The organism is Vibrio sp. dhg (assembly GCF_003443775.1).
Lineage (GTDB): Bacteria > Pseudomonadota > Gammaproteobacteria > Enterobacterales > Vibrionaceae > Vibrio > Vibrio natriegens.
Genome location: NZ_CP028944.1, coordinates 626,617 through 642,514 on the forward strand (window position 1 = coordinate 626,617; position 15,898 = coordinate 642,514).

General features: G+C 44.1%; 12 protein-coding genes and 1 pseudogene. 6 read left to right on the forward strand and 7 right to left on the reverse strand.

Annotation, left to right across the window (positions count from 1 at the left end; translation table 11 throughout):
• Nucleotides 1-136: 136 nt before the first annotated feature.
• Nucleotides 137-1,024: a LysR family transcriptional regulator gene (locus DBX26_RS18495; protein WP_020334227.1), complete on the forward strand. Its 888-nt coding sequence runs from the start codon at nucleotides 137-139 to the stop codon at nucleotides 1,022-1,024.
• Between the two features lie 64 nt (nucleotides 1,025-1,088).
• Here the strand turns inward: DBX26_RS18495 and DBX26_RS18500 are convergent, their stop codons facing one another.
• Entirely contained in the window at nucleotides 1,089-2,993 is a 1,905-nt protein-coding gene (locus DBX26_RS18500) for a TRAP transporter fused permease subunit (RefSeq protein ID WP_118120463.1), read from the reverse strand.
• A 13-nt stretch (nucleotides 2,994-3,006) separates the two neighbouring features.
• Complete coding sequence (locus DBX26_RS18505; RefSeq protein WP_118120465.1) at nucleotides 3,007-3,948, reverse strand: TAXI family TRAP transporter solute-binding subunit; 942 nt, start codon at nucleotides 3,946-3,948, stop codon at nucleotides 3,007-3,009.
• A gap of 430 nt (nucleotides 3,949-4,378) precedes the next feature.
• Here DBX26_RS18505 and glaH point away from each other — a divergent pair, with 430 nt between their 5' ends.
• Both glaH and lhgO read left to right on the forward strand, forming a co-directional pair.
• The gene (gene glaH / locus DBX26_RS18510) at nucleotides 4,379-5,335 is read left to right on the forward strand and encodes a glutarate dioxygenase GlaH (RefSeq protein WP_118120467.1); all 957 of its coding nucleotides are present in this window, start codon (nucleotides 4,379-4,381) and stop codon (nucleotides 5,333-5,335) included.
• Between the two features lie 97 nt (nucleotides 5,336-5,432).
• Complete coding sequence (gene lhgO, locus DBX26_RS18515; protein WP_014233865.1) at nucleotides 5,433-6,668, forward strand: L-2-hydroxyglutarate oxidase; 1,236 nt, start codon at nucleotides 5,433-5,435, stop codon at nucleotides 6,666-6,668.
• A gap of 105 nt (nucleotides 6,669-6,773) precedes the next feature.
• Here the strand turns inward: lhgO and DBX26_RS18520 are convergent, their stop codons facing one another.
• Complete coding sequence (locus DBX26_RS18520; RefSeq protein WP_162889745.1) at nucleotides 6,774-7,703, reverse strand: LysR family transcriptional regulator; 930 nt, start codon at nucleotides 7,701-7,703, stop codon at nucleotides 6,774-6,776.
• A gap of 96 nt (nucleotides 7,704-7,799) precedes the next feature.
• Between DBX26_RS18520 and DBX26_RS18525 the strand changes: the two are divergent.
• Both DBX26_RS18525 and DBX26_RS18535 read left to right on the forward strand, forming a co-directional pair.
• Nucleotides 7,800-8,714: pseudogene (locus DBX26_RS18525) on the forward strand (DMT family transporter).
• A 514-nt stretch (nucleotides 8,715-9,228) separates the two neighbouring features.
• Nucleotides 9,229-10,107, forward strand: coding sequence for an AraC family transcriptional regulator (locus tag DBX26_RS18535; RefSeq protein ID WP_118120470.1), 879 nt, complete (start codon nucleotides 9,229-9,231; stop codon nucleotides 10,105-10,107).
• A 37-nt stretch (nucleotides 10,108-10,144) separates the two neighbouring features.
• On the opposite strand, the gene DBX26_RS18540 is transcribed toward DBX26_RS18535, so the two are convergent.
• The 4 genes from DBX26_RS18540 to DBX26_RS18555 all read right to left on the reverse strand — a co-directional run bounded on the left by DBX26_RS18540 (nucleotide 10,145) and on the right by DBX26_RS18555 (nucleotide 15,121).
• On the reverse strand, nucleotides 10,145-10,810 hold the full coding sequence (locus DBX26_RS18540) for a gamma-glutamyl-gamma-aminobutyrate hydrolase family protein (RefSeq protein ID WP_118120472.1): 666 nt from the start codon (nucleotides 10,808-10,810) through the stop codon (nucleotides 10,145-10,147).
• A complete protein-coding gene (locus tag DBX26_RS18545; protein ID WP_118120474.1) occupies nucleotides 10,783-11,757 on the reverse strand; it encodes an amidoligase family protein in 975 nt (324 codons plus the stop codon). Before DBX26_RS18545 ends, DBX26_RS18540 begins: the two co-directional genes overlap by 28 nt.
• A 534-nt stretch (nucleotides 11,758-12,291) precedes the next feature.
• Nucleotides 12,292-13,746, reverse strand: a complete 1,455-nt coding sequence (gene nhaC, locus DBX26_RS18550; protein WP_065297734.1) for a Na+/H+ antiporter NhaC — start codon at nucleotides 13,744-13,746, stop codon at nucleotides 12,292-12,294.
• Nucleotides 13,747-14,074: 328 nt separating this feature from the next.
• Nucleotides 14,075-15,121 carry an ornithine cyclodeaminase gene (locus DBX26_RS18555; protein WP_118120476.1) on the reverse strand — a complete coding sequence of 349 codons (1,047 nt, stop codon included), beginning with the start codon at nucleotides 15,119-15,121 and terminating at the stop codon, nucleotides 14,075-14,077.
• Nucleotides 15,122-15,276: 155 nt separating this feature from the next.
• Between DBX26_RS18555 and DBX26_RS18560 the strand changes: the two genes are divergently transcribed.
• A complete protein-coding gene (locus tag DBX26_RS18560; protein ID WP_020334215.1) occupies nucleotides 15,277-15,729 on the forward strand; it encodes an Lrp/AsnC family transcriptional regulator in 453 nt (150 codons plus the stop codon).
• Nucleotides 15,730-15,898: the final 169 nt, after the last annotated feature.

The following is a 15,898-nucleotide window of genomic DNA, read 5'->3' on the forward strand; positions in this document are numbered from 1 at the left end:
AAGACTGTGATCGTAATCTTCTCTTAATTGCTTTTCTCTTCATAATAACCAAAAGTGATTGTAGCCTATATTTCAATCGCCAGAATGTATATTGCATTCTATTTTGTTCGCATCATAAACCTCATGGAAACGTCACGTGGACATCAAACGTCTTCAGTACTTTGTAGCTTTGGCTAAGAACGGCAACTTCACCAAAACTGCCGACCAACTGGATATTGCCCAGTCGGCACTCAGCGTGAGCATGCAAAAATTAGAGAAAGAAATCGGTCTGAAGTTGATCAATCGAAGCAGCAGACAGATTCAGCTCACCTCTGATGGCATGAGATTCCTGTTCCATGCGCGAAGGATTTTGGAAGATGTTGAACTCGCCCAGATTGAAATGGATGAGCTAAAAGGGCTCGAACGCGGCAAGATCGATTTTGGTGTTTCTGCGATGCTTGGGTCTTATTTTTTCCCTGAAGCACTGTCAGCCTTTAACCAAGCCTACCCTAATATTCGTATTCATGTTCAGGAACACGGCACGGCAACACTGGAAAAAATGCTTTTAGAAGGCGCTTTAGACTTGGCATTTGTTCGCACAGATAAACCCGTTGATCAACTGAGATACGTCTCGTTGTGCCCAGAAGAAATCGTTGCCTGCGTTAACGAGAGCCACCCTTTTGCCCAATTATCGAACGTAACTCTGGAACAATTTTGCGAGCAACCGCTTATTCTGTTTCGGGAAGGATATTTGCTGCGTGAAGCCGTCAGTCGTTACAGCCGAAAGCACAACTTAAAACCAGATATACGCTTTGAGACCAACTTAATCGAACTCGTAAAAGCCTTAGTTAAGAAAGAAGCCGGTGTCAGCACATGCCTGAGACGAATAGTGCAAGAAAATGAGCCATTGGTTTGCGTACCATTTAATCCCGCGCTTAAAGTCGAATTTGGTATTGGCTGGAAAAGCAGCCATTACCTGTCTAATGCATCGCGTGCGTTTTTGAAGTTTATGGAAGAGTGGTATCAACCTAAAAGAATCAAATAGCGAGATATAAAAATGCCCCCAGCCGTCCGGGTACGACTGAGGGCAATACTATCCAGAAATGTCGCTAATCAGCACTGGCTTTGAGTGGTGTCAATACTTTCAGTTGGTTCAAAACGGTAACCAGAAGAATACCCACTGTGGCTGCGATGTTAATCACATCACTATCGCCAAATGCCAACACAAGCGCACTGACGAACAGGATCCCCCTTGCCACCTTGGACAAAGGATTAAACAACCTGCCTTCAATACTGCCCGCAAACGCAACGATCAAGGCGAGTGTGTAGACGACTGAAAGAACAAATGGGAACAATGAGAACTCTTTAAACCAGATGAGGTTGCCGTGGGCCATCATAATAGGAATTAAGAAGAATCCTTGCGCCAACTTCATCGCCTGAATCGCAGATTTCATTGGTGACGCATTTGCAATACCAGCGCCCGCAAACGCGGCCAGAGCGATCGGCGGAGTGATATTAGAGGTCTGTGACAACCAAAAAACGATCATATGCGCGGCAAGCAAGCTCACACCTAAATCGGTCAGTGCTGGTACCGCCATCACTGACAATACGATATACGCAGCAGTAACCGGTAGCCCCATTCCCAGAACCAACGCAGCTAACGCCACCAGCCCGAGAACCGACCATAATTGACCGCCCGACATGGCAAGCAGGAACTGAGTGAATTGCAGACCAATGCCGGTTTGTCCAATCACACCAACGATAATACCTGCACAAGCACAAGCCACAGAGATAGGCAGAGCCATCAGTGCCCCTTCCTTCATTCCCTGTAAAATCAGCTTCAATGAAACTCGCGTCGATTTACGCACCATAGCCGCAGCAAGAATAGCGCCACACCCTGCAATTCCGACCAGAACAGGCGAGTAACTCAACATCAATAGCACCGTAATAAAGACTAATGGTGCTAAGAAGTGCCAGCCTCGGACCAGAACAATTTTGATGCTCTCTATTTGCGCCATCCCTTTCAAGCCGAGCTTACACGCCATCAAATGGATATAAAGCAACGTTGAAAGAAAGTAGAGAATGGCAGGAACAATCGAAACCAGAAGGATCTCTGAGTAAGCGATGCCGGTAAACTGCGCCATAACAAAGGCTCCAGCCCCCATCACTGGCGGCATAATTTGCCCACCGGTTGACGCCGCCGCTTCAATGCCAGCCGCCTGCTCTGGTCGGTAACCTAGCTTTTTCATCATTGGAATGGTCAGCGAGCCCGTCGTAACCGTATTCGCAATGGCTGATCCAGAAATCGAACCCAGCGCAGCAGAAGCGATCACGCTTGCCTTCGCCGGACCACCGCGATACTTACCAGCCAAAGCGAAGGCACAATCAATAAAAAATTGACCCGCTCCGGTAACCTGAAGAAAGGCACCAAATAGCACGAAGGTAAATACCACGCCTGCGGCAATTCCCAATGGTGCTCCGTACACGCCGTTAGTCGAGAAAATATGGAAGCGAATCATCTCTTCAATAGAAAAACTCTTACTTGCGATGGCATCCGGTAAGTGTGAGCCAAACATTGCATAGAGAATAAAGACGATTGCCAACCAAGACATCACGGCACCAACAGTACGTCGCGTCGCCTCAAGCAACATCGCGATGACGACTACGCCTGCAAATGTATCCGTCGACTGAAGACCATCCATCAGAAAGCTCATATCATCGTAATCGAATACACTAATACGCCAGGTTGCCCAGATGGTAAGTACCATGCAGCACAGATCGATCATTCTCCCAAGCAGGTAGACTAACGTTGTTCTGTTTAAAGAGAATGTAGGCTTAACCAAAAATACCAATACCAACACCCAACTAATATGAATGGGGCGAAAAGTAGGCGCAGCTAACGACGCTGTAATGCCTTGCCAAATCTGAAATGCAGATAACGACACAGCAAAAATAGCGGCGACAGCAATCAGACGCTCGGTAACCAACAGGTTCCAGTTTCTATTGTCTTTCATTCACTGACCTGCCCTACTGCGCTTGCTTACTCTGCTGCTCTTGAAGATACTTTTGGGCACCCGGATGCAGAGACACAGCGCTTAGCTGGTTCATATTTTCCACCGTGGTGAATTTTGCAACACTGAGTGAGTTTTGTAATGCTGACGCGTTTTCAAAAATTAAGCGGGTCATGTTGTAAGCCAACTCTTCGTCAAGTCGCTGGTTAACAACCAAAACGTTCCAAACAGCTGGTGCCGTAAAGCTTTCTACACCGTTATACACGCCCTGCTCTACCTGCACTGACTGATATGCAGGAAGCGCACCCATGATAGATTTCATGTCTTCAGCGGAGAAATTAAGCACGCGAATATCTCGGGTCAGAGCCAATTCAGTGATCGCGCCCAGCCCAGTACCACCGACAAAAACCCCGGCATCAATCTGACCATTCGCAAGAGCTTCAGCAGTCGCAGAGAAGTTAAGTGACTGAACATTCATACCGTCTTCATCAAGGTCCAATGCAGAGAGAATACTTCTTGCGCTCACTCTGGTGCCTGAACCTGGCGCGCCCAGAGAGACAGTTTTCCCTTTTAAATCTTTCAGTGAGTAGATACCCGAATCTGCACGCACGACAAACTGCACAACGTTTGGATAAAGTGCCGTCAGTACCGCAACATCTAGTGCGCGTGAAAACGGCTTGCTTCCTTCTTGAGCCTGAATAACGACGTCACCCATCGCGAGACCTACCAATTGCTTATCCTGAACCACTTTGATGGTGTTCTCTACTGAAGCCGCCGTCACTTCAACTCGCATATTAAAGTCAGGTAAGTTATCGCTCCAGATTTTTGCCAGAACGCCACCATATGGGTAGTAAGTCCCACTCTGACTTCCTGTACCTATAGTGTAATTTTCTGCCTGAGCGCCACCCACAACACTTAACATGGAAAATAGCAGCATCGTTTTAATTGTTTTTTTCATAATGTCCTCACGTTATTGATCTTATAAATACTCCATGTCGGCTTTTACACACCATTAACAACACTGACAAACCCGAATCCTGGCTTTTGAGATATTAATAAATAAAAGTTGCTGCAAAAAAGATGAAAAATGGCGTTTTCAATATCAATAAGTGATGAAAAGAATCTCTTTTATTAATAAAAGTGAACAAAAACGGCATTTTCGTCCGGCTAGATACGCAATCCATCTATTTTATAGATTGAAAGTATATTTTCGATATATTGAACATATAGGACTAACACTGTTAACCTTTTTGCAACAGGAAAGAACCACGGATAAACAGGGTGCTCCCCATTAGGCCGCTCAACACCAAGTGGTAGACAAGCAATATCTACCACTAAGAATCAAAAGCAGAACTGGGACATCTTTTGCTGAAATAAAAGGAATAACCATGACACTAAGCATCAAAGACAGCGTAAATTCAGAACTACAAGGCATCACCGTTAACCCACATCCGGTAAATGGCCGTTTGCAGGTGATTACTCTTGGAAAGGACTTATTAGAGAAGTTTAATGATCTGACTTGTGAGTGGGATCTTCAAGCCATTGAGTACAAGCCATTTCTTCGCTTTGCTGTAGCGGAAGCACTGGATAAAGCATCCGACTATCAACTCGGTAAGCTGCTTGTTCAGATTATGGATGATCGTAATCAAGGCGCATTTCTTCTCGAAGCTTGTGATGAAGTACGAGCAGAATATAAAGACACCGAGATCCAGCGTCGTTACTTCGTCAAACTCTCTACGGCAATTTCGCACATGATTGGTCTGCCAAACTTTGATGCCATGTACGGTAAATATTATGCTCGTTTTACTGTACGTAACGTTGACGACAGTGACAGCTACCTACGCCAGGCTCACCGCCGTATGGAAATGCACAACGACGGCACCTACGTCGATGAACGCACGGATTTCGTATTGATGATGAAAATGGAAGAGAGCAACATGCAAGGCGGCGATTCGCTGTTACTGCATCTTGATGACTGGCAGGACCTAGACAAATTCTATAATCATCCAATGGCGAAGCAAGACATTACTTGGGGCGCGCCACCAAGCAAAAATACCGGTTATGACATTGAGCACCCAGTCTTTTTTGAAGAAGATGCAGAAGGTAAACCACACTTCCTGTTCATTGACCAATTTGCGAAACCTAAAAATCGACGTGAAGGTTTGTACCTGTATGAAATTGGTGAGTCTCTTGAAAATGATCCGAACTGTTTCAATGTACGTGTCAACGTCGGTTCTATGCTGGTTGTTCACAACCATCGTTGGCTACACGGACGAGATAAATTTGTCCCGCACCCAGATCTAAGTCGTGAACTACTTCGCCAGAGAGGTTCATTTTCACGCTAAATGTTACTGAGCCAGGGAACGGTCTGGCACCACCAAACTAAATAACAATAATTAGCCCGTGTGCAATAACACGGGCACTACTATTTTGGAGATTTCAATGGAAAAGCCGTACGACTATGTGATTCTCGGAGGCGGAATTGTCGGAATATCAACAGCATGGCAACTGAAGCAGCGCTACCCAACCGCACGTGTTTTGGTATTAGAAAAAGAATCAGAAGTATCCATGCATCAGACCGGACATAACAGTGGTGTTATTCACGCTGGTGTTTACTACCAACCTGGCAGCCTGAAGGCCCAGTTCTGTCGAGAAGGGGTTGAAAAGACGATCAGTTTTTGTGAAAAGCATGACATACCTTACGATCAATGCGGCAAATTGTTGGTTTCAACAAACCAGACAGAATATGAGCGAATGCAAGCCCTGTATGAACGCTGTGCGCAAAATGGAATTGAAGCAGAGCTGCTTGATGAAGCTGAACTGCGAAAACGAGAGCCGAATATTACCGGCAACGGCGCTATTTACGTCAAATCGACTGCCATTGTTAACTATCGTCTGGTCACGAAGAAAATGGCGGAAGAGTTTAAAGCCTGTGGGGGCGAACTGAAACTGGGAACGGAAGTTCAGGATATTGAAGAAACCGCCGACAGTATTATTCTGCACTGTCGAAATGGTAACACTTCCCACACTTACCATGCCCAATTTCTAATCACTTGCGCTGGACTGATGGCCGATCGCATCACGCGCATGCTCAATATAGACACCGATTTTCAAATCGTCCCTTATCGCGGAGAGTACTATCGCTTGCCAGCGAAATACAACCAGATCGTCAACCACCTCATCTATCCAATTCCAGATCCAGACTTACCTTTCCTTGGTGTGCATCTGACGCGGATGATTGATGGCAGCGTAACTGTTGGTCCTAATGCCGTACAAGGATGGAAAAGAGAAGGATATGGAAAGTTCAATGTATCCCTGCGTGATATCAGAGATATGGTGACCTTTGCTGGTTTCTGGAAAGTGAGCTTTAAGCACTTAAAAACGGGGTTAGCAGAAACCTGGAACTCTTGGTGGAAACCTGGTTACCTGAAAATGGTGCAGAAATATTGTCCGATGCTAGAAGTCAGCGATCTCCAGCCTTATCCCGCAGGTATCCGTGCTCAGGCCGTTCTTAAAGATGGTTCTTTAGTGCACGACTTCCTATTTGCTGAAAGCCCGCGCTCACTGCATGTCTGTAATGCGCCTTCGCCAGCCGCGACTTCCGCAATTCCAATCGGCAACTACATCTGCGATAAAGTGGCTGAAAAAACGGCCACGACTCTCTCGGACGCGGCTTAAAATTCATCTCGCCCGTTACCGATTGGTAGCGGGTCGATCTTCAACAACTGACACTTATGCCTAATCACAACGCATATTTCGTTGCCCGCAATCGAGCAATAAAAATCAGTCAGAACTCACTGCTGTTTCACTCAACCTACTGTGAAGGTACTCCACCAGCAATTTTAACTGACGAGGAATGAATCTGGATTGAGGATACTGAGCAACTATCTTTCCCTGATAACTTCCCTTTACTTCCCATTCTGGAAATAGCGCCACTACCTCTCCTGACTGTATCAACGCATCAATGGAAAACTCAGGGAAAATCGAAATACCCATCCCTCGTAAAACAGCTTCTTTACGGATTTCGGTATGATTGACGGCAAGTCGTCCATCGATATTAACGGTACGAATCACGCCTTGTTGGCCAAAGACCCATTTCCTGTCAACAGGACTTTCACCCAAACGTATACATTGATGGGCAGACAACTCTTCAGGGCTCCTAGGGTAGCCAAATTTTTCCAGATAGCCCGAGCTAGCACAAATGAGTAATCGGTTCGTTCCTAATTCTTTGGCAACTAAGCCTTCGACTGGTTTATCGGTAATATGTATCACCATATCGACTTCATGCCCAATAGGATCAATAAAGTGGTCTTCAACAACAAAATGTACCGAGACGTTGGGATATTCTTGTAAGAAGTCCAGAATTAACGGCGAAAGTACTTGGCTGGCCAAGGCTCTGGGGGCGGCAATTCTGATTTCACCAGCGACCTCGCTTTGAGAGGAAAAAGCAGCATCTGTCGCTAATCTCGCAGATTTAAGCATATCCATACATAATCCGTGAACTTCTTCTCCCGCAATGCTTAACCGCATATTTCGGGTGGTTCGTTCAAGGAGCTTTTGGCACAAAGCATTCTCCAGCTTAGAGATGGAACGGCTCACAGATGAAGGCGCAACACCGAGCTTTTCCGCTGCTTTAGAAAAACTCCCTTCTTCAATAACGACAACAAAAACGGCCATTTCCGGCAGTAAAGCGATGAGCTTATTTGTGTCCACAACGCAACAGTCCTTTCCAAATCTATCCATTGTTTCACATAACGTACTAGTGGATATTGATCGAGTCAATTCATACAAGGTTTATAAGGAAAAGATGTGTCTAGCTTAGCGATAAGAGAAAGGCTTTCATTGTTCAATATCCCCGAACTACTGCTCCTGTTAGTCGCCATTGTTTGGGGGACAAGTTATGGCTTAACAAAAAGTGCCATTACCTATACAACGGTGTCCATTTTTATAGCGATTCGCTTTGGGTGGACGTTTTTACTGCTACTCCCAATGATGGTCAGGGACTTTATTCATGGCAAAAACAGAGATTGGCCAGTCGCCCTACCGACTGGAGCCATCCTTGCGGCAATCTTCTTCTTTGAAGTTTATGGAGTTAGTCAGACAACCGCTTCTAACGCAGCATTTCTTATCAGCCTGAATGTCATATTTACCCTGCTTCTAGAAACCTTAATAGGAAGAAGAAAACCAAATCGAACACTGATGTGGCTGTGCTTATTCAGTACAGTAGGTGTACTCATGTTAACCAATAACCACGGTTTCAAAATTACATTCAATCAGGGGGATATCTATATTCTGTGTGCGGCGGCATTGAGGGCAGTTATGGTCATCATGACAAAGAAACTGACTCATGGAAAACAGATAACCAATACCACTCTAACGTGTATTCAGTAATTCATTGTTGCATTTAATGCCTGCTTAATCAGTATTGTATCTCATGAGCCCACCACTCAAGCCCTCTTCCCACAGGCTCCGGAATTTTGGCTTACGACTTCTTTTCTGGTTCTGTTTTGTACATTGTTTGCCTTCTATGCACAAAATTATGCGGTACGGAAAATTTCTCCAACAAAAGCGTCACTGCTTATGGGAAGTGAGCCTCTGTTTGGCGCTATTTTCTCCCTACTATGGCTGAATGAAGTGTTAACCAGCGTTCAATGGTTAGGCGCAGCGATCCTCCTTATTACAGTACTGAGCGCTTCGCTGAGTAAACTAGGCTCGGAGCATTAGGTCACAGGGTTCGTATCAACTAAAGTGACGAATGTTTGGAAGCCATCATTTAAAATTGAGTGGATGTTAACAGAAAGGGTATTCCATATGGCCTAAATAAGCTCTAAAAATAACTATGTAAAATACCCTTTAATCTGCATATGTTGTTGAGGACTTTAGTCACTCCGATTATCAAGCTTAGTTTTGATATTCAGATAGGTTTTGGAAAGAGTACATCAAATCCTTTTCCAGTTCCCATTGTGATTGATAACCATAATGCCTCCAGAGAAAATCTCGAGGAATACGATATCCGTATACCATTTCTTTTATCCATAATTTGCGGTTGGCCGCAATCATTTTTTTAATTTTGTTTGAAATTACCATAATGAAGTACCCTTACGTTGATTGGATAACGACATTTTAGTAGTCAGAGATTTTTAGTAGGAGTGCGATTCGTTCAACTATAAGTACTTTCCGCTTAGATTTTGTTATTGTTCTTGAAGTAAGTGATTAATAAATATTTTTTGAATATATTATGAAACGTAAATTAGAGCGTGTTCCACAGCGAATAGGTGCTTCTTGGCGCTACTTAAAAATTGTCGAACCTCAAAAGAGTTACGACTGGCACTGCCATGAGGAATATGAAATTGCGATTCACCGCAATTTTTTAGGTAGTTGTTTTGTAGGAAATTATAATAGTGCAATACAGAATAACCACACTATTCTTATCGGCCCTGGGTTACCTCACGCCATCTATTCAGACTCAGTGATTAGCAATGGGCAGTGTGAAACTCATGTTATTTGGTTTCAAAAATCATGGATCGAACAACTGGTTCACCATTGCCAAGAGTTAACCCCACTAAAAGAAATACTGGAAAAAGCTGACCAAGGTTTACAGTTTTCCGCGCAAACGGGAGACAAAGTTGTCAAATTTCTTTCGAATGTACTTGAACTTCCTCCCCCAAACCGACTTGCAATTTTAATTGAAATTTTTTGCCTATTAATCGCGGATAATAATATCGTGCGATTAATAAACCCTATCATCAATGCAACAAACGATGAGAAAAAACGAGTCGATGATAAGATTGGAAGAGCAGAAGCTTACTTATTAACTCATTTTAACGAGAATATTTCACTTCAAGCTCTGGCCAACCATTTATTTTTAAGCGAAAGCAGTGTGCGAAGACTGTTTGCACAACACTTTAATGAAAGCTTTAGCCAGAGATTAAAGAAAATTCGCTTAAATATAGCTTGTGATATGCTCGCTTACACCGACTATCCAATACGAGTAATATTAGAAAAAGTAGGATACATCAATCAAGCGAACTTCAATCGTCAGTTTAAAAACTATAAAAACGTTACGCCAAAAGAATATCGATTAGCTATGAAACGCTATCAAAAATCCAGTAAATAATATTTAAAGACATTATTTATAGCTTTGGTGGTTATAATTAGCGGCTTAACCTGACTAACCAGCGAAACAACTTAAACTGACTAGGTAGGTAAAACATATACTCGGGATGCCACTGAACACCCCTGATAGGCTGGGAATGCGTGCTTTCGATCGCTTGAACAAAACCATCCAGATCTCGCCCAGCAACACGTAAGCCATCTCCAACATCTTTTACAGCTTGGTGGTGTAGGCTATTAACCCTCAACTTAGGCTTACCAAACAAAGAAAACAGATCTGACTCTCTATCGACGAACACTTGCTTAGTGGGTAGCAAACCCGGACGATTATAGGTCCGCTTACGTAGCGTCGATATATCCGCATACAGGTTGCCACCATGCACAACATTCAGCAGTTGTGCGCCGCGACATATCCCCAAAATTGGAACCTCGTTTTCTAGCGCCCATTTTATCCACTCTATCTCTAGCTTATCGCGCTCGGGATCAAATTCATCCCGCTCACTGGCTTCGCCACCATAGTGTTCAGGGTCAATGTCATCACCGCCGCCAATGATCAGACCATCGAGTGGTTTCCCTGATCTCTGGTGCTTAACGCTGATTCTCTCAGGTTTTGCGCCTGCTAGTATGAGCGCGAGTTTTGTACACCACCACGATGGAGACCAACTACGATGGTTACCTGTTACCCCAATTCTCGGCTTTTTATCCACTGACTGACTTCCTTAATCCAATCACTACGTTTGACACCGATAAGCGGCAGAGACATTTCTTTAAAACGACGAGATAAAAAGTCCAGTGCCTTCGTATCGGCAGCTAAAGCCTCGACCAGATACCATATATTCCAGGACGTCGCGAAGCTCCAATTTGTATTTTCAATCAAACAATCGGGTAAGCGGTAATGAAATGTAGGCCTTTGATTTACTTTGCTATCCTTCACGGCATTATTGACTTTTTCTTCATCAATAAAGGCAAATAGTGGAAGCATATCTAATGCACGATTTCGGCTCGGATTATGAAGAAGATAATCATCGATCAACGCATCCATATCCTGATAGGTCTTGTCGAGAAGCAGTTCAACATAATCTTCAGAATATAGCTGGATGTAAGGGCTGATTTTTCGAGCTAAATTAACGTCGTGCGCTTCATTTAGCCACCATTGAAGTAACCCAAACGCTTGCAAATAGGAGTGAACCGTCTGAACATCTAGCGATGGTAGTTCTGGGTTAATATGGACGCCAAAAGCCGCAACAACTGAATCATCGGTTCCTTTAGCACCAGCATCACGCAATGCTGGAATAAGCGCATCCAACTTTTCCAGCTTATCAATTGGGAATGGCGGAGAAACGATTTCCAATGGAACCACGGATAACGCCAGTTGATGTAAAAAATCCACCCACTCGTGGCCATCATCTTTAACTTTCGCTTCCAGCGCTGTGTTTTTAAGAAATTCCCAGTCTAATTCAACTTTAAACTTACCGTATTCAGGCGTATGTAAAACGTATTCTACCGCGGACTTTTGCTCTAGCTCACCACCAAAAACCTTTTGCAGTATTTGGGTGGCGTCCCCTATGGTTAAACCGGTAAATTCGATCTCAAACCCAACACGGCGAACTTCTTTAGCTTCTGTCGTCGTTAAAGGCGGAGTTTTAAATGCCATAATTGCCTCCACTTATGATGATTACAGATTCGAAAATCGTTTATTCAACAGTACTATTCGTAACATAAAATGCCACTGCAAAAAACCTTAGATCTTTTTTCACCTAGAACAATCAAACAGAATGGCAAGGCTTCTTACCTTTCTACTCCTTCGTTTAACCAACTGAAATTAAGTTATTTTTCTGCTAGACAGTGACAGCGCTGACATCACCCTACTCTTGGATCCTGTGCATATCATTTAACATTTTTATGTCTTCGCTGATATCACAAAATCAATGTCGGTATTGTTTTCCATGTGTGCACGATTGGTTGTTTTAGATAATGGTAATCCTAAAATCGGTCTTCAATACCGACATGAGGCCATGGTTGAAGGATATGAATGATCATAAGATTAAGATAGTCCAGACCCTTGGTGTTTAGAGATGCGTTAAAAACTTCAAACGCTTCTTTATAAGATGAACAATCCATTCAATGAATTGCTCATCAATTGTATGACCTAAAGTGAGCCATTATTTATTTAACGTAACTATCAACGTCAGATATTAGTTTGCTGCCTTTGTGGATCAACACCATCACGCATTTCACTGTGACGGTTTGTTTCGTCATTGGTATTTTGCAGCTGAGCAATGGAAAAACCGGTCAATGCAAAGATGATGGATATCATGGGAACCACAAAATTAAGTATTGCATAGGGAGCGTATTCAAAGGCACCAACCCCAAGAGTAGCAAGGATAAAGACGCCACAGGTATTCCAGGGAATAAACACGGAGGTCAGGGTACCGCCATCTTCCAGTGCCCTGGACAGATTCTTAGAGTGCAGCCCCTTTTCCTGATAGGTACTGGCAAACATTCTTGCAGGCACAACGACAGAGATATACTGCTCTGAACAGGTTGCGTTGGTCAGAAAACAGGAAGAAATAGTGGTTGGGATCAGGCTTTTTGCCGACTTAGATGAGCTGATTATTTTTTCAACAATAGATTTCAGCATTCCTGTGTTTTCCAGTATCCCTCCCAGAGTCATGGCGACAATGGTCATGGAGACCGTATACATCATAGATTCCAAGCCGCCCCGATTGAACAGGCCGTCGACCATGTCGTTACCAGTTTCAATGCTGAAGCCGACTTGTAGTGCTTTCACTGCTTCCGCCACAGAGCCACCCTGAATGAAGATCTGGCTCAGAAAACCTAACAAAATACCCGCGAATAAGGCTGGCAGGGCTGGAACCTTCCGAGTGACGAGAAAAATCACGAAGACTGGGATTAGCAATAGCCAAGGAGAAATAACAAAGTTGTCCTGCAATATGGCCATGGTCGTGCTGATTTGTTCAAACTCGGCGTCGCCAGCAGATAAGCTCTGGCCCAGATACCAGTATACGGTTAGGGCAATCAACAGGCCGGGTACGGTAGTGTAGAACATATGTTTAATATGCTCAAAAAGATCGGTGCCGGTTAGTCCCGCGGCCAGGTTGGTGGTATCGGACAAGGGAGACATCTTGTCCCCAAAATAGGCACCGGATATCACGGCTCCTGCAACCATAGGAGCGGGAATACCCATACTGACACCAATGCCCATACCAGCAACACCAATGGTGCCCATGGTGGACCACGAACTACCGATGGCAATAGACACTATGGCACAGATAAGAGTAATGGAAACAAGAAACAGAGATGGAGACAGTATTTGCAACCCGTAGTAAATCATGCTTGCTACAACGCCACCACCAATCCAAGCACCTATGGCCATACCAACCAGCAGAATGATTACGACGGCGGGGAGAGCCAATTTGATGCCACTGTAGATGCTATCTTCTATATGCTGCCACTTATAACCATGCATCCAGGCGACCAGCGCTGCGGTCATGGTGCCAAATACTAGAGGTATATGTGGACTACCTTCAAATATGACAATAGTTACTAACATGGCACCGACCATCAGGATGATCGGAAAAATTGCCATGGTGAAGGGTATTTTTGGAGTATCGTTATTCATAATCCCTCTTACTCTTAATTATTGAGTATAAATCTCACAAAGAATTGAATTGTGAAATTAGTAAAATCCATGTAAAAATTAAATTATCAAACAACATTTAATAACTATCTTATTGTCCGATAAAAAATAGCATCGATATTATTTTCTTGAAGTTTCACTGGCCTTCCATTTATTAATTATACGAATACTTCCTATCTAACTCGTTAATTAATAACAATTTACAATGGGCCCAAGAAATAATCCCCCGGGCCCACTTGCGTTTAATATCCAATAAGAGCGAAGCTAAGTTGGGTTTTGGTGACCAGCTAAATATGCCTTAATATTTTCATTAAACAGCCTGCATTAATTCAACATTCTCATCCTGATATAACAATGCATAAAGATCTTTTGAGTTGTCAGGTTTCGGAACCAAATCGATTAACTCACCCAAATTGTTTTGTTGGGAAATATCAAGTAGCAAGCGCAGCGCTGAGTAATCTTCTAATGCAAAACCAACCGAATCAAAGATTGTAATTTCCTCATCGGACGTTCTTCCTGGCTTAGTGTCACTAAGTACTTCCCAAAACTCGGTCACCTGGTGCTCTGCCGGCAGTTGCTGAATATCTCCCTCAATACGGCTTTGAGGCTCAAACTCAACAAATATTCTACCTTGTGTAAGAACGTCCATGTGTAGCTCGGTTTTTCCGGGGCAATCTCCCCCCACAGCGTTGATATGCACACCGGGCGCCACCATGTCCGGGGTCAAAATGGTCGCTAGACGTTTATCTGCGGTAACAGTAGTGATGATATCGACATTTTTGACCGCTTCTTTCGCCGAATTACAGATGGTGATGGTTAGACCTTCCACTTTGCGAAGGTTACGCTTGAGTTTTTCACTTGCCAGCGGATCAACGTCAAAACAGCGTATTTCACTGATCCCTAGCAGCTTATGGAAGGCCAGAGCCTGAAACTCGCTTTGAGAGCCATTGCCAATCAGGGCCATGGTACGGGAGTTTTTTCTGGCCAGTTTTTTTGCGACCATCACCGAGGTGGCAGCCGTGCGTAGGGCTGTGGTCAACGTCAGTTCAGAAAGCAGAACCGGATAACCGGTGTCTACATCAGCCAGCACACCAAATGCCATGACCGTCAACATACCTTTCTCGGTGTTGGCAGGATGACCGTTCACATATTTGAAAGAATATTGCTGAGCATCGGCAACTGGCATTAGTTCTATTACACCGATGTCGCTGTGAGCTGCTAGTCTGGCCGATTTGTCAAAATCTTTCCAGCGAAGGAAATCCTGCTCGATAAACGCCACTAGTTTTTCCATGAATCTATCGGCACCTACAGCACCTACATGCCGGCTAAGGCAATCAACATCAATAAATCGGGTCATATTTTCCTCACAACAAGTACGCTTTTGATGACGTCATTATCGTGGGTCGCAACGCTAAATAATAGACACAAAATACATATAAATTGATAACTTAGTTATCAATATGATAACATTTGCTACCAGTTTGATATATTCAGGTAGGAAAAAGGATATACATGGATTCTATCGACCACATAGACCGCCAGCTGATAGGCCACCTGAGAATGAATGCTCGCTTGCCCGTCGCCTGGCTGGCAAAAACCGTTGGCGTTTCCCGTGCCACCATTCAAAACCGTATGACTCGGCTGGAAAAACGGGGAATCATCAATGGCTATACCACTCTGGTTTCAAGTGGTGTCAATGAGCAACTCGCGATGGTCAGGGCGTTGATGAGCATTGTTCTGGAAAGGGATACCTCCAGAAAGGTACGAGCAGAGCTGATGAGTGAGCCCTGCGTGTGCGCTATTCACTCAACGAACGGGCGTTGGGATATGGTATTGGAGTTGCAAGCACGCTCGCTGGAAGAGTTTGACAGTGTGCTGTGCCGGATCAGAGAGATTAACGGTATTTCTACCTCAGAAACCAGTATATTGCTGTCGTCTCACCGCATCGGCAATCAGCACATATGATATTTGGCACGCTTAGTCTCTCGATCAATCAGCAGAGATTAAGTGTGCCATCACTGCTCTAGCCACGGTATATATTCCAACACCGGCAACGCTTTGAACTTTTTCAGCAAACTGTTTGACTGCTTCACCTTTGAATTCTTCTGAGTATGGAGATAAATCCTCATACTCA